General features: G+C 70.9%; 14 protein-coding genes. 5 read left to right on the forward strand and 9 right to left on the reverse strand.

What is annotated here, in order from left to right:
• Positions 1-41: 41 nt before the first annotated feature.
• Positions 42-1,064, reverse strand: a complete 1,023-nt coding sequence (locus ACWGIF_RS34935) for a Gfo/Idh/MocA family protein (protein WP_453503542.1) — start codon at positions 1,062-1,064, stop codon at positions 42-44.
• Positions 1,065-1,267: 203 nt separating this feature from the next.
• Here ACWGIF_RS34935 and rfbA point away from each other — a divergent pair, with 203 nt between their 5' ends.
• Together rfbA and ACWGIF_RS34945 are read left to right on the forward strand one after the other, a co-directional pair.
• On the forward strand, positions 1,268-2,137 hold the full coding sequence (gene rfbA, locus ACWGIF_RS34940; protein ID WP_453503543.1) for a glucose-1-phosphate thymidylyltransferase RfbA: 870 nt from the start codon (positions 1,268-1,270) through the stop codon (positions 2,135-2,137).
• Positions 2,138-2,200: 63 nt separating this feature from the next.
• Positions 2,201-3,277 carry a glycosyltransferase gene (locus ACWGIF_RS34945; protein ID WP_453503545.1) on the forward strand — a complete coding sequence of 359 codons (1,077 nt, stop codon included), beginning with the start codon at positions 2,201-2,203 and terminating at the stop codon, positions 3,275-3,277.
• A gap of 172 nt (positions 3,278-3,449) precedes the next feature.
• On the opposite strand, the gene ACWGIF_RS34950 is transcribed toward ACWGIF_RS34945, so the two are convergent.
• Positions 3,450-4,631: a glycosyltransferase gene (locus ACWGIF_RS34950; protein ID WP_453503546.1), complete on the reverse strand. Its 1,182-nt coding sequence runs from the start codon at positions 4,629-4,631 to the stop codon at positions 3,450-3,452.
• A 295-nt stretch (positions 4,632-4,926) separates the two neighbouring features.
• Between ACWGIF_RS34950 and ACWGIF_RS34955 the strand changes: the two genes are divergently transcribed.
• From ACWGIF_RS34955 to ACWGIF_RS34965, 3 genes are all read left to right on the forward strand, one after another.
• On the forward strand, positions 4,927-5,190 hold the full coding sequence (locus tag ACWGIF_RS34955) for a hypothetical protein (protein WP_453503548.1): 264 nt from the start codon (positions 4,927-4,929) through the stop codon (positions 5,188-5,190).
• Between the two features lie 64 nt (positions 5,191-5,254).
• Positions 5,255-6,526, forward strand: coding sequence for an adenylosuccinate lyase (gene purB / locus ACWGIF_RS34960; RefSeq protein ID WP_453503550.1), 1,272 nt, complete (start codon positions 5,255-5,257; stop codon positions 6,524-6,526).
• Positions 6,510-6,911: a GNAT family N-acetyltransferase gene (locus ACWGIF_RS34965; RefSeq protein WP_453503551.1), complete on the forward strand. Its 402-nt coding sequence runs from the start codon at positions 6,510-6,512 to the stop codon at positions 6,909-6,911. The genes purB and ACWGIF_RS34965 overlap by 17 nt, the downstream gene beginning before the upstream one ends.
• A gap of 56 nt (positions 6,912-6,967) precedes the next feature.
• Here ACWGIF_RS34965 and ACWGIF_RS34970 read toward each other — a convergent pair whose 3' ends face one another.
• The 7 genes from ACWGIF_RS34970 to ACWGIF_RS35000 all read right to left on the reverse strand — a co-directional run.
• Entirely contained in the window at positions 6,968-8,914 is a 1,947-nt protein-coding gene (locus ACWGIF_RS34970) for a multicopper oxidase family protein (protein ID WP_453503552.1), read from the reverse strand.
• Positions 8,915-9,014: 100 nt separating this feature from the next.
• Positions 9,015-10,793, reverse strand: coding sequence for an ABC transporter ATP-binding protein (locus ACWGIF_RS34975; protein WP_453503554.1), 1,779 nt, complete (start codon positions 10,791-10,793; stop codon positions 9,015-9,017).
• A 22-nt stretch (positions 10,794-10,815) separates the two neighbouring features.
• Positions 10,816-12,036, reverse strand: coding sequence for a ketosynthase chain-length factor (locus ACWGIF_RS34980; protein WP_453503555.1), 1,221 nt, complete (start codon positions 12,034-12,036; stop codon positions 10,816-10,818).
• A complete protein-coding gene (locus ACWGIF_RS34985; RefSeq protein ID WP_453503556.1) occupies positions 12,033-13,307 on the reverse strand; it encodes a beta-ketoacyl-[acyl-carrier-protein] synthase family protein in 1,275 nt (424 codons plus the stop codon). Before ACWGIF_RS34985 ends, ACWGIF_RS34980 begins: the two co-directional genes overlap by 4 nt.
• Positions 13,304-13,630 carry a TcmI family type II polyketide cyclase gene (locus tag ACWGIF_RS34990; protein WP_326590639.1) on the reverse strand — a complete coding sequence of 109 codons (327 nt, stop codon included), beginning with the start codon at positions 13,628-13,630 and terminating at the stop codon, positions 13,304-13,306. Before ACWGIF_RS34990 ends, ACWGIF_RS34985 begins: the two co-directional genes overlap by 4 nt.
• A gap of 485 nt (positions 13,631-14,115) precedes the next feature.
• Positions 14,116-16,830, reverse strand: a complete 2,715-nt coding sequence (locus tag ACWGIF_RS34995) for an FAD/NAD(P)-binding protein (protein ID WP_453503558.1) — start codon at positions 16,828-16,830, stop codon at positions 14,116-14,118.
• Between the two features lie 251 nt (positions 16,831-17,081).
• Positions 17,082-18,032: elongation factor 1-alpha C-terminal domain-related protein (locus tag ACWGIF_RS35000; RefSeq protein WP_453503560.1), on the reverse strand; the 951-nt coding region annotated here is incomplete at its 5' end.

An 18,032-nucleotide genomic window follows, 5' to 3' on the forward strand; every position in this document is an offset into this window, starting at 1 on the left:
TCCTCGGACACCGGCTGCCGCTTCCTGCTGTCGCGACGTGCTCACCCGTTTCCGGTCGGCGAGTCCCCCCGGCCGACGGCGTGGGCGCGGATGCGGGCCATCAACTCCGCCTGCCGCAGCAGGTCGTGGTGGTGCGCCGGGCGTGCGGCCGGGTCGCGTACGGCGTCGTGGAAGGCGTTGAACACGCCGAGGAACTGGTCCGACGCCGGCGCGGCGATCCTGGTCTCGCGGTCCTTCTGCTGGAGCCACAGGACTGGGCGGGCCTCCCGCGCGGGGGTGAAGGCCCACTCCAGCGTCAGGCGCCCTTCGGTACCCCAGAGGTCGTAGGTCGACCGGTAGCTGTGGGACAGGCCGAAGGAGCAGTTTGCCGTGACGCCGTCGTCGCCCCGCAGCAGGGCCACTCCGGAGACGTCCACGCCCAGCTCCGGATCGAACTCCAGGCCGGCCCCCAAAACCTGCGGCGACCCCCCGAGGTACGCCTGAGCGGCGCGCACCGGATAACAGCCGACCTCCCACAGTGCCCCGCCGCCGAGTTCCGCCTGGTACTTGATCCCCTGCGGGTCGGTCGGCGGGATGCCGAACACCCCGTTGAAGGCGCGGAGTTCCCCGATCGCCCCGTCGGCCACCAGGGATTGCGCGAGGTCGTGCTGGGGGTGCCGGAGGAACGCGAAGTTCTCCATGACGAGCAGTCCGCGCTCCTCGGCGAGCGCGACGAGGTCCCGGGCGGTCTCCGCACTGGACACCGCCGGCTTCTCGATCAGAACGTGCTTGCCCGCGTCCAGCGCCCGGCGCGCCCACTCGGCGTGCTCGCTGTTCGGCAGCGGGATGTACACCGCGTCGATGTCGGGCAGTTCGAGGAGCCGCTCGTAGCCCGCGACGGCCTTGCAGTCGAACGAGGCTGCGACGCCCTCGGCCTTCTCCTGGGAGCGGCTCGCGACCGCCACCAGGTGGAACGGCGACTGACGGATCGCCGGCAGGGCGCGCCGTACGGCGATGTCGGCGCACCCGATGACGCCGATGCGGGTCGTTCGCTCGGAATCGTGAAGGGGGGTCAGATCTTCCATTTTCACAGTCCACCTAAAGGGCATAGGAATTCGCGTGCCTGAACCGGGGTGTACGCCAGCATGGAGAGGTAGCGCTTTGTTCGTCAATGCCCGCCGATATTCACGGCCCTTGTGGCATCGAAGCGACTTCCGGCCGTCCGTTCCGCCGATATAAAGTGCGGGGCATTCGCTCTCATGGACACGAATACTGAGGAGGCGCCACGGTGAAGGGCATCATCCTGGCCGGCGGCAATGGTACGAGGCTTCATCCGATCACGCTCGGTGTATCAAAGCAAATGCTCCCGGTCTACGACAAGCCGATGATTTACTACCCGCTGTCGGCGCTGATGCTGGCCGGGATCACCGAGATCGCGATCATCACCACCCCCGAAGACCAGGAGATGTTCCGCCGGCTCCTCGGCGACGGCTCGTGGCTCGGCATCTCCCTGACCTACGTGGAGCAGGACAAGCCCCGAGGGCTCGCCGACGCGTTCCTGCTCTGCGCGGACCACATCGGTGACGACTCGGTCGCCCTGGTGCTGGGCGACAACATCTTCCACGGCTACGAGTTCGGCCCCATGCTCCAGCGGGCCTCGCAGGACATCGAGGGCTGCGTCCTCTTCGGTTACCCGGTGCGCGACCCCGAGCGCTACGGAGTCGGCACGCTCGACGACCGGGGCCGGCTCGTCGCGCTCGAGGAGAAGCCCGCCAAGCCGCAGACGAACCTGGCGATCACAGGGCTGTACCTCTACGACAACCAGGTCGTGGACATCGCCCGGGAGCTGGAGCCGTCGGAGCGCGGCGAACTGGAGATCACCGATCTCAACCGCGTCTACCTGGAACGGGGCCAGGCCACGCTCATCCCGCTGGGCCGCGGTTTCGTCTGGCTGGACACCGGAACGCATGACGCGCTGATGGAGGCCGGGAATTACGTCCAGGTCCTGGAACACCGTCAGGGCGTGCGCATCGCCTGCATCGAGGAGATCGCCTGGCGCATGGGCTACATAGACCGGGAGTCCTGTTACCGGCTCGGCAGCCGCCTCGCGAAATCCGGCTACGGCCAATACGTCATGGAGGTGGCCCAGGCGGGCTGATTCCGAAGGAGCCCAGAACCCCGAAACGTCGTATCCGCCTTCTCACCGGAAGAAGTTCCATCCATGAAAATACTGTTCACCGTCGGTGGCAGCCAGGCGGCCGTCTTCGGCGTCGCCCCCCTCGCCGCGGCCGCGCGGAACGCGGGCCACGAGATCCTGCTGGCCGCCGACGAGCCGCTGATGGCGGCCGCGGCGTCCGTCGGGCTTCCCGCCGTCTGCATCACCCCCGAGCGCATGCGGTACGGCCAGGAGTCCATGACGGCCACCGTCCGGCTCGACGCCCTGCTGGAGCTGACGCAGGCGTGGACCCCCGACCTGGTCGTCGGCGGCCTCTCCCACGTCCCGAGGGTGCTCGCCGCCCGCCTCAAGGTCCCCTACGTCCGCCACATCTGGCACATCGCCCCGATGGCGCACCGCGACCGCAAGGCGGTCCAGGAACTCCAGCCGGAGCTGGAGCGCCTGGGACTGACCGAACTGCCGGCGCCCGACCTCTTCATCGACCTGTGCCCGCCGTCCATCCGCCCGCCGGGCGCCCCCGCGGCGCGGTCGATGCGCTGGGTACCCCGGGTCAGCCAGAGCCGGCTCGAGCCCTGGATGTACACGCGCCCCGAGGGGCGCCACCGGGTGCTGATCACCGCGGGAACCCGCAACCTCATGCTCGACACCCCCGGCAGCTCGCTGCGGAAGCTGGTGGACGAGCTGACCGGGACGGGAGCCGAGGTGCTGATCGCGGCGCTGCCCGAGGCGGCCGAGCGGTTCGGCGCGGAACTGGGCGACGTGCGCATCGGCTGGCTCCCGCTGGACGTGGTCGCCCCCACCTGTGACCTGGCGGTCCATCACGGAGGCGCGACCACCGCCATGACGCTGGTCAACTCGGGCGTGCCCCAGCTGATCATCCCCGACAACGGTTACGGCAAGGCCGTCGCGGAGGCCGTGGCCGGCTTCGGCGCGGCCCTGGTGGTGGACCGGCACCGGCCGGAGGCGGGGCGGAACCCCGACGAGGTGATCGTCGCGGGCTGCCGGGAGATCCTGTCGGACCCCCGGTACGCCGAGCGGACGCGGACCCTGGCCGCGGAGGCCGCGACGCTGCCGACCCCCGCCGAAGTGCTGCTCGAACTGGAAGCCCTCGCCGCCGCCTGACCGTCGACGTGCCGGCCGGCAGTCCCCCCGGCCGGCAGTCCGCCCCTGCAGTCCGCCCCGGCCGTCCGGCCGGCGCAGGGAACACGCGAATCGCCCTGAAACCGATGGAGAGGATCTCCGTGGTCTCAGGGCGATTCGCGTTGCCGGGGTCCGGACTTGCCGGGGTCCGGACTTACCGGGAGGCGAGCGCCTCCAGCATGGGCACGATCTCGGCGGGGGTGGGAAGCGTCGAGATCTCCTTGGCGATGAACTGCGTCCGCTCGGTGTAGCTCGGGTTCTCCAGCAGTTCCCGGCAGGCGGCGGCGATCACTTCGCCCGGCGCCTTGTCGGGCTGCTCCGCCTGCGGCCACAGCGTCTTGCCGGCGCCGAAGTCGGTGATGGCCTTGGCGATGGCCTCCCGGTGGTAGTTCGGGGGGAACTCCGGCGGGTTCTCGGGGATGATCAGCTGCGGCACGCCGTTGGCCATGAGCGTCGTGGCGGTGGTCGCGCCGCCGTGGTGGACCGCCAGGTCACAGGTACCGGCGGCGACGTCCATCGGGATCCAGCCGACGCGCGCGTCGCCCAGCTGCGAGCCGAACCGCTCGGCGGCGCCGGGGGACGCCGCGATCAGCACCTCGGCCCCCAGCTCGTTGAGTTCGCTCACCAGCAGCGGCATGGACCAGCCCGGGTCGCGGAACATGAGGCTGCGGAAGCCCGAGGTGATCAGGACACGGCGACGGCCCTCGGGGCGGGTGTACATCCAGCGCTCCAGCCGGCGCTGCGGGTTGCTCGGGATCCAGCGGATCGGCTGGGCGGTGGGGTCGTGGTTCGGCCGCAGCGACGGCGGGGTCGAGTCGAGGAGCAGGTCGGGCTTGAGCAGCCCGTCCAGGCCCAGGCGCTCCAGCTCGGGCCGGAGCTCCTCCTCGGCGCCCGGGTCGATGCCGGTGAGCGGGATGCCGAGGTACTCGACCTGGCGCACGTACGGGACCTTGAGGTGGGCGGCGAGCAGCATCGCCGCGTAGCTCTGCGAGCTGCCGACGACCACGTCGGGGGTCCAGTCCTTCGCCAGGTCCAGGAGGGACTCCACGCCGGCCAGACCCATCCGGGCGAAGCCGCGGCCCTGGCCGAACATCTCCTCGTCGCCCAGTTCCCGGGGGAACCGCAGGCCCTTGCCCGGGTTGGTGATCCGCATGAAGTGCCGGATCGGGTCGACCGTGTAGCAGAACGTGGGAATTCCGATGGCCTCCGCGGTTTCCACCCACGGTTCGTGGCCGGCCAGGATGACCTGGTGACCGGCGTTCCGTGCGGCCGTCGCCAGCGGTGCGGCGGCATAGAAGGTGGCCTGGCTGCCCGTGGTGATGAACAGGATTTTCATGGCACTCCGGATGCTTTTCGTGAGACGCGGCCTGACGTATTTGTGAACACACCGATGTTCCACAGCGGGCGCTTTTTCTGTCAAACACTCTCAAAGGACGGTGCCCTGTTCGATTGCGGATTTCACGCACTTGAACAAGTGAACGCCGGGCACCGTTCCGGGCGGGCGGTCCACCATGGCAACGTCGGAGATGCCGCCGCCCCCGGCGGCTGACCACGATGGGTCAGGACCTGCGGCGAGAAAGCCTCAGACTGCGTTTCTCTCAAAAATCGGATATCGAAAGTCGGTGGCTCACATGAATACTCTGATCTACAACGCCCGAATGGCTCTCCGGGACATCATGGAAGTCAACATCTACACGCAGGGCAACGACAAGGTCTATCTGACCGTTTTCCCGGACCTGATCTGGGAGGGCACCGAGGAGACGCACACGGAAAAGGTCGTCCTGTCGATCGTCGACCGCCTCCACGACATGGACCTGGCCCTCGCCGGCGGCGAGGCGGACATCCGGACCCTCGTGGACTCCGGAGCCGTGGAGATCGTCCGCAAGGTCGCCTGAAAGCCGCCGCGCGGCGCCTCCGCTCCTGTGGGCCGGTGGTCATTCCTGAGGAGGTACAAGGCTCGTGATAGCCCGTTATTCGCTGCCCGAGATGGCGGAGCTCTGGACCGACCAGGCCCGCTACACCACCTGGGCCGAGGTCGAGGTCCTGGCCTCCGAGGCGCAGGTGCTGCTCGGCCGGGTTCCCGCGAGCGCCCTGGAGGACATCCGGCGGGCCCGGGTGCCCTCGGCGGCGCGTGTCGCGGAGCTCGAACGGGAGCGGGACCACGAGATCCTCTCGTTCCTCGCCGCGTTCTGCGAGGACATGCCGGACGACTCCGCCCGCTGGGTGCACCTCGGCATGACGAGTTACGACCTCGTGGACACCGCCCTCGGGTACACCCTCGCCCGGGCCTGCGACCTCCTGACCGGCGCGGCGGAGCGGCTGCGCGGGGTGCTGGTGGCCAAGGCGGTCGAGCACTGGGACACGGCGTGCATCGGGCGCACGCACGGCATGCACGCCGAGCCCACGACGTTCGGCCACAAGCTCGCCGGCTTCGCCTTCGCGATCGACCGCTCGGTCCGGCGGCTGGCGGACGCGCGTGAGCAGGTCGCCGTGGGCACGATCTCCGGATCCGTCGGGACGTACGCGCTGATCGACCCCTTCGTCGAGAAGCACGTGTGCGAGGTGCTCGGTCTCGGGGTGGAGCCGGCGCCGAGCCAGGTCGTGGCCCGGGACCGGCACGTCCAGCTCGTCCAGGCGATCGCGACGCTCGGCGCCTGCGTCGAGCAGATCGCCGTCGAGGTCCGGCTGCTGTCCCGCAGCGAGGTTCGCGAGGTGGAGGAGCCCCGGACGGCCGCCTACCAGGGGTCGAGCGCCATGCCGCACAAGCGCAACCCGACGACCAGCGAGCGCCTGACCGGACTGGCCAGGCTGCTGCGCGGGTACGCCGGGATGATGCTGGAGAACGTGGCGCTCTGGCACGAGCGGGACCTGTCCCACTCGTCCGTCGAACGGGTCGTCCTGCCGGACGCGCTGACGGTCGCGCACTACCAGGTCACCGCGGCGACGGACCTCGTACGGGGGCTCGAGGTGTTCCCCGACCGGATGCGCGCCGCGATCGACCAGACCAACGGGCTGGCCTACAGCTCGGCGGTGCTCGCCGACCTGCTGGAGGGCGGCAGCGAGCGCGAGCGGACGTACCGGATGATCCAGGACGCCGCGAACGGCGAGGACTTCTTCACCCTGCTCAGGACCGAGGGGATAGCGACCGATCTGCCCGGCCCCGAGCGCTTCCTGGTCCACCATGACGTCATTCACAAGCGATTGGAAAACCTTCGTGAGCTGGAGCATTGAGCGGGAGGACGGTCCCGGCCTGGACCTCGGGGACGTGCTGAGGGTCTACCGGGAGTCGGGCCTCGGTGAACGCCGGCCGATCGAGGAGACCGAGCGGATGGCGGCCATGGTGCGAGGCGCCAACCTGGTCGTCACCTGCCGTGTCGACGGCGAGCTCGTGGGCATCGCGCGCAGCATCTCGGACTTCTCGTACGTGACCTATCTTTCCGACATCGCCGTCGTCCGTGCCCACCAGCGTTCGGGCATCGGCCGGGAGCTGATCGAGGCGACCCGCAAGGCGGCGCCGCAGGCCAAGATCGTCCTGCTCTCGGCGCCCGCCGCGACGGACTACTACCCGCACCTCGGCTTCACCGCGCACCACTCCGCCTGGGTGCTCAATCCCTGAGCGGTCCGCCCGCAGTGCCCGCGCCGGTCTCACCGGCGCGGGCACTCGGCGTTGCGTCAGTGGTGGCCGCCCGCGCCGCCCGCGTGGAGGTGTGCGGCCGGGCTCACCACGAGGGGGCGCATCATGTGCTGTTCGTGCTCCAGCATGTGGCAGTGATGGACGCCCCTGCCGACGACGGGGAACCGGACGGCCACGGTGACGAGCTCGCCCGGGGTGCCGTTGGGCCCGGGGACGATCTGACCGGCCGTGCCCACCCGGATGACGTCCTTCTCCCCGATCTCGTGCGCTTCGAGCACCGACGCGGCCTTGAACGCGATCGGCCTGGCCGAACCGCGGGTGACCCGGTCGAAGCCGGTGACGTCGTAGTTCTCGCGGGACAGCACCTGGAAGTGGGCCAGGTGGATGTGCATGGGGTGCGGGGCGGCCGCGAGGTTGAGGTACTTCCAGGTCTCCACGCCGTGGTGCGCCGCGGTGAACGCCTTGCCCTCGTCGTAGGCCATCGCCGTCCTGCGCAGCGTCTTCACCACGCCCTGGGCGTCCTGGACCTGCACGATCCCGGCGGACGGGAAGGTGATCCCCGCCGGATCGATCTCCTCCATCTCCCAGAGTTCGGGAAGGTTCGCCGAGCCGGGACCGACCAGTACCACCCACCGGTGGGGGTGGTCGTGCGGAAGGTCCTCGTGGGTCAGCCGCTTGAAGGTGGGCGAGATGACCGGGGGCAGCGCGAAGTGGGTGGCCGGCTTGCGGTCGGCGACGCGGAACTGCATCACGTCGGGTTCCAGCAGGTCGTTGCGCTTGTTGGAGGTGCCGGGCGTGACGCCCTGGAACGTGTTGACCAGCTTGAGGGCCTGCCCGCGGAACGCGCTGAAGTCGACCAGCACCTCGGCGCGCTCGCCGGGGGAGAGGTTCAGGGCGCCGTCGACCGCGACCGGCCTGTCGATCAGGCCCTGGTCGGTTCCGATCACCTGGAACGCCCCCGGGACGGGCCGGCCGTCCGCCAGCAGCATCAGCCGGAAGATCCGGGAGTTCGCGGTGTTGGCGACGCGGAACCGGTACCAGCGCGGCTCGACCTCGAGATAGGGCCAGACCACGCCGTTGACCAGGGTGTACGGGCCGTGGTGCGGGCGCATCAGCCGCTGCGCGCCGACCATCTCCACCTTGTGGACCGACCGGCCGGTGAGGGCGCCCGACGCGTCCAGCCCGAAGTTGCGGTCGCTGAGGATCAGCGGCACGTCGTGGTCGCCCTTGGGCAGGTTCAGCGCGCGCTCCTCCGCGTTGCGCGAGATGAACAGGCCCGCCAGCCCGGCGTACACGCTGAAGCGGCTCACATGGTGGGTGTGGTCGTGGTACCAGAGCGTCGTCGCGGCCTGCTGGTTCGGGTAGGCCGACAGCTGCACGTCGCCGGGCCCGATCAGGTTCTCCATCCACCCGTCGTTGCCGCCGCCGGTCAGCATGCCGTGCAGGTGCACCGCGGCCCACGGCGGCAGGCCGGCCACGCCGGGGACCTCCTGACAGCCTTCCGTGCCCGGGTAGTTGGAGAGCGGGTCGGGGGAGGGGCCGGTGGCCAGGCCGAAGTCGACCGCGGTGACCGGTATGTTCCCCGTCAGCTGGTTCTCCCAGGCGACCCGGAGCGGACGGCCGCTGACCGTCTCGATCGTCGGACCGGGGTAGACGCCCTCGTAGGTCCACATCGTCACCGGCGGGAGTTCCGAGTGCAGGGTGACGTCGGCGGTGCGCATGCGCACGGTCAGCTCGTCGTGGCCGCCCTGGCCGCGGGGGCGGAGCACCGGCGGGATCCGCAGCGGATCCTTGAACTTGGTCAGCTTCAGCCCGGCCGCCGACGGCTCGGGCGCTCCGGGGGCCGCGGCGGCCGCGGCCGGCGAGTCGGCGAAGATCGGGGCGGCGGCCACCAGGGCGCCCAGGCCGGCGAAGATGCCGCCCTGGAGCAGCGCACGACGGTTCAGCCCGGTCGGGTCGGGTCTTCTCGCAACGGTCGGTTCCATGCGCCAGACGCTAGGGACGGACCCTCTCGCCGGGCTCGAGCCCGGCTCCAGCCGGGCCGCAGCGACGGTACGGGAGCCCGGGCGACCGCCCGCCGCCGGCTCAGGCGGTCACCATCTCCGTGTCCCGGTTGACGAGCGTCGCGTAGTGGCCGCCGAGGCCGAGCAGTTCATCGTGGGTGCCGCGCTCGGCGATCCTCCCCCGCTCCAGCACGATGATCTCGTCGGCGTCGCGGATGGTCGACAGGCGGTGGGCGACCGTGATGGTGGTGCGGCCCGCGCTCGCCGCGTCGATGGCCTCCTGGACGGCCTGCTCGGTCTGGGTGTCCAAGGCGCTCGTGGCCTCGTCGAGTACCAGGACCGGCGGGTCGCGCAGGATGGCGCGGGCGATGGCCAGCCGCTGCTTCTCCCCGCCGGAGAACCGGTATCCGCGCTCCCCGACCACTGTGTCGTAGCCGTCGGGCAGGGACATCAGATAGTCGTGGATGTGGGCGATCCGCGCCGCCGCGACCAGCTCCTCGTCCGTCGCGTCTGGCTTGGCGAACCGGAGGTTGTCGGCGACCGTGGCGTGGAAGAGGTAGGTCTCCTGCGACACGACGCCGACCGCGGCGGCGAGCGTGGCGAAGGACAGGTCGCGCACGTCGACCCCGTCGATCGTGACGGTGCCGGACGTCGGGTCGTACAGGCGCGGGATGAGATAACTGAGGGTGGTCTTGCCCGAACCGGTCTCCCCGACGATCGCCAGACTGCGTCCGGCGGGGACGGTCACGTCGACGCCGTCCAGCGTGGGCCGCTCCGCCCCCGCGTAGGAGAAGCCGACCCCCCGCAGGCACACCTCGCCCCGCAGGTCCGCCGGCACGACGGGCCGCTCCGGCTCGGCGACGTCGACGGGCAGGTCGAGGTACTCGAAGATGCGGCCGAACAGTTCGAGGGAGGCCTGGATGTCGATCCCGATGGTCAGGAGCCGCTGCGCCGGCCGGAACAGCGCCTGCTGCAGCGTGGTGAAGGCGACCAGGGAGCCGATGGAGAGGGCCATGTGGCCGCCGCGCCCGGTCAGCCCCGCCACCCAGTAGATCACCGCCGGCATGGAGGCCATGACGATCCAGATCGTGGACTGGTACCAGAGGCCCGCCGTGCTCGCGCGCACCTCGATGTCGGTGAGCTTGCGGGACTGCTGGGCGAAGGTGTCGGTCAGCGATCGGGAACGGCCCATGGTGTGACCGAGCATGATCCCGCTGACCGACAGCGACTCCTGCACCATCGAGGAGAGGTCGGCGAACTGCCGTTGCCGGTCCCGTGTGATGACGCGGCGTTCGTCCCCGACGTGGCGGCTCACCCAGACGAAGGCCGGGAGGATGATCAGCGACGCGATCGTGAGCCGCCAGTCGAGCACGGCCATGGCGGTGGTCGTGGCGATGACGATCGTCACGTCCGAGACCAGCGCCGTGGCGGTGGTCGTCACCGTGACCTGCATCCCGCCGATGTCGTGGGCGATGCGCGACTGCACCTCGCCGGTACGGGTCCGGGTGAAGAAGGCCAGCGACATGCGCTGGAGGTGGCCGTACACGGAGGTGCGCAGATCGTGCATGACGAGCTGGCCGACCTTGGCGGAGACATGGGTCTGCCAGACGTTGAACGAGCTCGTGGAGATCGAGACGACGATCATGCCGAGGGCGAGCAGCGACAGCAGCCCCGTCCTGCCCTGCGGCAGGGCCACGTCCATGATCTCGCGGATCAGGAACGGGTTGACGAGGGAGACCAGGGATGAGCCCGCGACCAGGAACGCGACGAACAGCAGGCTCCTGCGATACGGGCGGAACAGTCCGAGGATGCGTCGCTTCTGTACGGGGAGATGAGCGGTGGCGGACCCGGTGGTGCTCACCCTGGTCTCCTTCTCTTTTCGGTCAGTTCCAGTCGACGGAACGCAGGACGAGGGCGGAGTTGAAGCCGCCGCGGCCCCGGGCCAGGACGAGAGCCGTGGTCACGGGGGTGTGCCGCGGCGTGGTGACCAGATCCAGGTCGTAGTCGGGGGAGAGGGTGACGTTCGCCGTCGGCGGGATCACCCCGTCCCGGATGGCCAGCAGGGCGGTGGCGACGTCCAGGGGGGCGGCCCCCGAACCGAGCCGGCCCGTCATGGTCTTGGGTGCGGTGACGGGGACCGCCCGGGGACCGAAGACCTCGGTGATCGTCGCCGCCTCGATCCGGTCGAGCTCCGGGGTGGCGGCCGCGTCGGCGAAGACGACGTCGACATCGCCCGGCGACAGACCGGCGTCGTCCAGCGCGATCTCGATCGCCTTGCGCAGCGTCGGCTCCCGCCCGCTGTCCGGACCCGGGTCGAACGTGGATCCGTAACCGCTGATCTCGCCGTAGACCTGGGTCGCGCCGCGCCGGCGCGCGGCCTCGGCGTTCTCCAGGATCAGCAGGGCCCCGCCCTCGCCGGGCACATACCCGGCCGCGTCCGCGTCGAAGGGGAGGTACGCCCGGTCGGGGCGCTCGTCGGTGCTCAGCTCTCCGGTGGTGAGCTGAGCCACCCATCCCCATGGGCAGATGGCGGCGTCGACGCCGCCGGACAGGATCAGGTCGCTGCCCTTGCGGACCAGACGTCGCGCGTGCGCGAGGGCGTCGAGGCCGCCCGCCTGATCGCTGACCACGACGCCGCTGGGACCGCGCAGACCGTGCCGGATGGATATCTGGCCGGTGTTCACCGCGTAGAACCAGGCGAACGACTGGTAGGCGCTGACGTACTGGCTGCCCTGGCTCCAGAGGTTCTGGAGCTGGCCCTGGCCGAACTCGAAGCCGCCGGAGCTGCTGGCGGTCATCACGCCCATGCCGTACTCGTCCGCGTCCTGCGTGCTCACGCCGGCGTCGGCCAGAGCGTGATCGGCGCCGACGAGGGCGAGCTGGGTCATCCGGTCGGTCTGCGGGATGAGCCGGCTCGGGAGGTGCTCTGCGGCGGTGAACCCGTCCACCTCGCCGGCGAGCTTCGACGGGTAGCGCTCCGGATCGAAGCGCGTGATGCGGCCGATGCCGCTCCTGGACGCGCGGGTGGCGTCCCAGTAGTCCTCCACGCCGAAGCCGTTGGGGGAGACGATGCCGATGCCGGTCACCACGACCTGGGAGCTCATGCCGTCGTGTTCCTGTCAGGTCGGGCGAGGATCATCGCGCTTTGGAAGCCGCCGAATCCGCTGCCGACCGTCAGCACCGTGTCGGTGCGCCAGTCGCGCGCGGTCAACGGCACGTAGTCGAGGTCGCATTCGGGGTCGGGCCTGTGCAGGTTCGCTGTTGGGGGCACCACGTTGTTCTCCATGGCCAGGACGGAGGCGGCGATCTCGATCGAGCCGATCGCGCCGAGCGAGTGGCCGACCATCGACTTGATCGAGCTCACGGGGGTACGGCGGGCGTGCTCGCCGAGACTGTGCTTGAAGGCGCTGGTCTCGTGCCGGTCGTTCTGCTTGGTCCCCGAGCCGTGCGCGTTGATGTAGTCGACGGCCTCGGGGTTGATCCGCGCCTCGTCCAGCGCGGAGCGGATGGCCTCGGCCATCTCCCGGCCGTCGGGACGCAGTCCGGTCATGTGGAACGCGTTGCACCGGCTGGCGTACCCGGCGATCTCGGCGTACACGTGGGCACCGCGCCGGCGCGCGGACTCCAGCTCCTCCAGGACGAAGATCGCGGCGCCCTCGCCCAGCACGAAGCCGTTGCGGGTGAGGTCGAACGGCCGGGAGGCGTGCTCCGGGTCGTCGTTGCGCGGTGTGGTCGCCTTGATCGCGTCGAAGCACGCCACGCTGATGGGCGAGATCGGCGCGTCCGTGGCACCGGTGATCATCACGTCGGCCGAGCCGTCGCGGATCAGCTCGGCCGCGTAGCCGACCGAGTCGATGCCCGAGGTGCAGCCGGTGGAGACCACGGTCGACGGACCCTCGGCACCGACCGCCCAGGCCACCTCGGCCGCGAAGGAGCTCGGCACGAAGTAGTTGTAGAGGTGGGGGACGGCGTACTCGTGGTCGACGAGTTCGAGCCGGCCGCCGTCGCTGACCACCCGGTACTCCTCGTCGAGGCCCATGGTGGCGCCCACGGCGCTGCCGACGGCCACGCCGACCCGGTGGGGCGCGACGCTCTGCAGGTCCAGTCCGCTGTCCGCCATGGCCTCGCGTGCCGTGACGAGGGCGAACTGCGCGGCCCGGTCGGTGCGCCGGATCTCCTGCGGACTGAGCCCGTGCTCCGACGGATCGAAGTCGATCTCGGCCGCGATCCGGGAGCGGAACGGCGAAGGATCGAAGAAGGTGATCCCCCTGGTCGCCGTCCGCCCGTCGCTGAGCAGGCTCCAGAAGTTCTTGACCCCGATGCCTCCCGGAGCCGTCACACCGATGCCGGTGATGACCACACGGCGGCCGCTCACGCCGACTCCCACGTGTAGAACCGCTGCGCCATGGCGTCCGCGGGCGAGCGCCAGGTGGCCGGGTCGTAGGCCTCGATGAACGGCTTGAGGTCCTGGCTGATCTGCATGAAGCGCGGATCGGCCTTCGCCTGCTCGATGAGTTCTCCGCCGTTGTCGCCGTCGAAGTCCTGCAGGTGAAAGTACAGGCCGTTGAACATGAAGAGCTGACGTCGCCGAGTCCCCATGCGATGCGGCATGTCGGTCTCGTCGAAAGCCTGGAAAAGCCGTGCCACGTCGGCACTCGAACGAGAATCCATTTTGGCCACTATCAGATTGCTGTGCATTCGACCGCCTCCTCGAGGGTTTGCTGCGCCTATCGCAGATGCTTGACCAGTGCCGCCCATGTGGCGTTTTCCTCTTCCGACAACGGCGGCAGGCAGGGCTGGTCGGCGGGCGGGTTGCTGGATTCCTCCCATTCGAAGGGGGGATACGTTCCGCTCCACGCAAGTCCCATCCACATAAGGCCCTCGTCGAGGTTCTTCCATATGGATCGCATGGCGGACCTGAGCCTCGCGCCCATGTCAATCTCCATTCGCCGGGGAACCGCCCATCGCCACCTTGTGCGATGTGCCTCAAGAGGGGGTCGGGAGGGCATCGAATTCCGCTGGAGACCAGCGGAGGTCGAGGATCCGGGGACAGCGGGCGGGCAGTCGGGGCGGCGGGCGGTGGGCGGGAGGCGGCCGACGGTGCCGCGGGACGGCGCAGAGCTCGGAAGGGCGGCTCCTTGAGGGAACCGCCCTTTCGGCTGGTCGTGCGGGGTGGGGCGGCTTCAGCGGGCGTGGGCGACGCCGGTGGCGGAGACCGGCTCCAGCGGCTCGCGCGGGCCGGCCACGGTGCCCAGCCTCCGGCGGTCCAGCGGCGAAGGACGACGGTCCAGACGGGCCGAGAGCAGTTCCGCGGCCCGGTCGTGCTCGCCGCCCGAGATGAGGGCGTACAGCAGGGTCTCCTCCAGGACCTCGTGCTGCGCCTTGCTGCCGCCCACCCGGGCGATCACGGGCAGCAGCGGCCGCAGCCGCAGGGCCGCCTCCCGCCAGTGCCGGCGGACCACCGCCGACAGCGCGTCGCACAGCGGCGCGATCGGCAGGAAATCCGCAGGGGCGCGCGTCAGGCAGTGGGCCTTCAGCCGTCCCAGTCCGTCGAGGTCGGCGGACCCGGCGAGGGCCAGCGCGCTGTGCAGGGCGGTGAAGGCCGTCGGCGGCGCGGCAAGCCAGGGTTCGGGAGCCGCAGGCAGCAGAGCGGACAGGGGCAGCTCGCCGCTCCAGCTGCCCGTCATGCGCGCGCGCCAGAGCAGCGAGGCCGAATCGGCCAGCACCCGGCCCCCGCTCACCCGGGAGGCGACGAGTTCCCTCTGGTAGCGGCGGTGCAGGGCGGGACGGTCGTCGAGCATCAGCTCGTGCAGGGCGGCATGCCAGGAGAAGTGGGAACGATGGGCGGATCCGGCCCCGTGGCGGCGTATCCATCCGTCCAGCCATGCCAGTCCGGCACGGTGCTCGCCGGTCTCGTAGAAGACGTGTGTCAGGGCGTGGACGGCGTGGCCGGCCGAGGGGTGGGCGGCGAGCGCTCGCGCGGCCAGGGCCTCGGCCTCCTCCCAGCGCTCCTGTTCCTGCCGGACGAAGGCGAGCTGCCCGAGGTACCACCAGTCCGTGCCGTAGGTGCCGGACAGGCCCTCGATGAGGGGCCGGGCCTCCTCGGCGCTGGTGACACCGTTGAACGAGATGGTCGGCACGGCCACGCTCACCACCAGCGCGTCACGGGGGTGCTGGGCGATGTGCCCCAGCAATGCGGCCTTGCCCCTCTCCCGGGAGCCGGTCAGGCGAGCGGCCACCGCGGCGACCAGGTTGCGTTCGCGGTCGTCCGCCCGGTGCGACGCGGCCCGGCGGGCCTCCGCGAGCGCGGAGGCCGTGTCCACGGGAGCCTCGCACTCGTGGCCGAGCAGCGCCAGCGCCGCATGCCCGGCGGCGAAATCCGGGTCGGCGCCTACCGCTTCGGTCAGCAGCGACTCGGCGCCGAGTCCGCCCGCGAGGATCCGTTCGAGGGCCTGGTCGTAGAGCTCCGCCGCCTCACGGGTCGTGCTCAGGCTCAGGCCGTAGCGGTCGGACGGCCGGGACGGGCGGCGTTCGGCGAGCGTGGTCAGGATGCTGCTCGCGACCTCTGCGGCCTGCGAGCGGATCTCCGGAAGTGCCGTGCTCTCCAGCAGGTTTCCCCGCCTCAGAACCCCGATCGTCCACAGGGGCGGGGCAGCCGAGGTGGCGGCTGCGGGCACCACGCGTCCATCGCTCCCCGTGTCGAACCCCAGGCCGGCGGGGCCGGTCCGGGCGTAGCCCCGCTCCAGCAGGCAGCGCACCAGGGGGTCGGCCGTGCGGCCGAGGTCGCTCTGCGCTCCGGTGCAGTTGACCACCGCGGAGACGTGGAGCTCGCTCCCGTCGCTCAGACGGACCGAGACCGCGTCGTCGCAGGGCGTGGCCCGGACCAGCTGCGCGGCGCCGGTCCGCAGCCGCCCCGCGGCCCGCAACTCGAAAATCCTGGCGGCCGTCCCGGGCGCCATGCGGTGCCGGTGCACCTCCCAGGTCCGCAGATCCTCCCGGAGGAAGCGGGTCCGGTCGACCGCGGACAGCTGCTGCCACAGAGCGGCCGTCACCGGGCGCAGGCCGTCCATGCCGGGGCGCCAGTCGCCGCGGGCACGGCGGTTCGCGGCGAGGTACCGCCGGACGTCCCGGCGCAGCGCGTCCAGACCGTCCGAACCGTCGAAGCTCGGCGGCGCGGCCGCCGGGGCCGGGTCCACCAGGTGCTCCTGAGGGAGGAGCCCGTGACGGGACACCGCGTGGACGACCCGGCCCGGGCGGGCCAGCGTGATGGCCAGGTCCGCCATGGTCAGCCCCGTGCCGATCAACAGGAGGTCCCCGTCCTCGGGTACGGCGTCGAGGGCGCCGGGCGCCCACGGGTCGGCGACGTAGCGGTCGGATCGCTGCAGCCGCGCACCGGCCCAGTCCTGGCCGGGGGCGAAGTTGCCGAGCGCGAGCACCGCCGCGGCCGTCCGGAGCTCACTGCCGTCGGCGAGCCGCAGCGCCAGCCCGGATCCCTGTCGGCGTGCGCCGACAACCCGGTCGCGGACCCGGTGCACACGCGCCCGTCCGCACCGGGCGGTGGTGTCCTCCAGCACCCCGGTCAGATACCGGCCGTACTCCTGCCGGGAGACGAAGTCGCCGGGCCCGCAGGAGAGACCCTCCCCGGCGAGCCACCGCAGGAAGTGCTCGGGGTCGTCGGGGAAGGCGCTCATCCGGCCGGCGGCCACATTGAGCAGGTGGCGGGGGTCGGACGTCCCGTAGGCGGCACCCGGGCCGGCCTGTCCGGCAGGATCGATCAGCCAGATCTCCAGCGCCCGGCCGAGCCGCTCGGCCTGGCGCATCAGCTGCACCGCCGTCAGGGTCCCTGCCGCGCCGGCCCCGACAACGGCGATATGACGCGAGGACAGATTCCAGCTCACGATTCCACTCCCTGCTTCACTTGACTGCGACTCGCCGCTGGTGGTCTCCGCACGGGGCAGGCGGCCGCGCCGAAAGGGCCGGCCGGCGCGGTGCCCGGGGCGCCGGCGTCGTGCTCGTCCAAAAGAGGTTCGAAGAGTGCGGTTCCGCTACGAGGCGGTGGCCTGGCGACCGGGGCGACACGACCGGAGCGCCACGGATCGGGCGACGCGGCGTCTTCGCAGGTGCGTGGGGTCGAACGCCGTGCCGGGCATCAGACCCGGCCTTCCTCTTCGGACGAGCCGGATGAGCCGGACGCGTCGGATGAGCCGGACGCGTCGGGGGTGTCGGGGGTGTCGGGGGTGCCGACGGTGGAGAACGCCCAGCCCGCCATGCCGGCGGTGAGCGTGGCGCCGTCGGCCGGGTCGATCAGCAGGAAAGAGCCCGTCCGGCGGTTGCCGGTGTAGTGGTCGAGCGCCAGCGGCTCGGCGGTGCGCAGCACCACGCGGCCGATGTCGTTCCCCTTCAACCCCTCGGCACCGGAGCGCCGTTCGAGCGTCCCGATGTCGATCCGGTACGGGATGTCCGTGACCACCGCGCGGACGGTGCGGGTGGTGTGCTTGATCAGCACCTTGGCGCCGATGCGCAGCGGACGGTCGTCGAGGTGGCAGACGTCGGCCTCGACGTCCTTGGTGGGTACCGGGGGCGCGCCCCCTGCTGCGATCAGATCGCCGCGGGATATGTCGATGTCGTCGGCGAGCCGGAGGGTGAGCGACTGGGGTGCCCAGGCGACGTCGCTCTCCCGGCCGAGCGCGTCGATGGCCGCGACGGTGGTGGTGTGGCCGGAGGGCAGGACGGTGACGGCGTCCCCGACCCGCAGCACACCGGAGGCCAGCTGGCCGGCGTAGCCGCGGTAGTCGCGGTACTCCGGGCTCTGCGGGCGGATCACGTACTGGACCGGGAAGCGCGCGGGCTGCCCGCCCGGGTCGCTGCCGACCGGGACGGTCTCCAGGTGCTCCAGGAGGGTCGGGCCGCCGTACCAGTCCATGCGGGCCGAGGGCTCGACGACGTTGTCACCGGCCAGCGCGGAGAGCGGGATCGCCACGACGCCCTTGACCCCGAGGGAGGTCGCGTAGGCGGTGAACTCCTCGGCGATGGCGGCGAAGACGGACTCCTGGTAGCCGACGAGGTCCATCTTGTTGACGGCGAGGACGACGTGGGGGAC

It is taken from the genome of Streptomyces sp. NPDC054849 (genome assembly GCF_053610945.1).

Bases quoted from the DNA above. Each gene is read 5' to 3' on its own strand.
- ACWGIF_RS34990 (WP_326590639.1), bottom strand. From the start codon at position 13,630: ATGCACAGCAATCTGATAGTGGCCAAAATGGATTCTCGTTCGAGTGCC.
- ACWGIF_RS34935 (WP_453503542.1), bottom strand. From the start codon at position 1,064: ATGGAAGATCTGACCCCCCTTCACGATTCCGAGCGAACGACCCGCATC.
- ACWGIF_RS34945 (WP_453503545.1), top strand. From the start codon at position 2,201: ATGAAAATACTGTTCACCGTCGGTGGCAGCCAGGCGGCCGTCTTCGGC.
- ACWGIF_RS34970 (WP_453503552.1), bottom strand. From the start codon at position 8,914: ATGGAACCGACCGTTGCGAGAAGACCCGACCCGACCGGGCTGAACCGT.
- ACWGIF_RS34980 (WP_453503555.1), bottom strand. From the start codon at position 12,036: ATGAGCTCCCAGGTCGTGGTGACCGGCATCGGCATCGTCTCCCCCAAC.
- ACWGIF_RS34950 (WP_453503546.1), bottom strand. From the start codon at position 4,631: ATGAAAATCCTGTTCATCACCACGGGCAGCCAGGCCACCTTCTATGCC.
- ACWGIF_RS34955 (WP_453503548.1), top strand. From the start codon at position 4,927: ATGAATACTCTGATCTACAACGCCCGAATGGCTCTCCGGGACATCATG.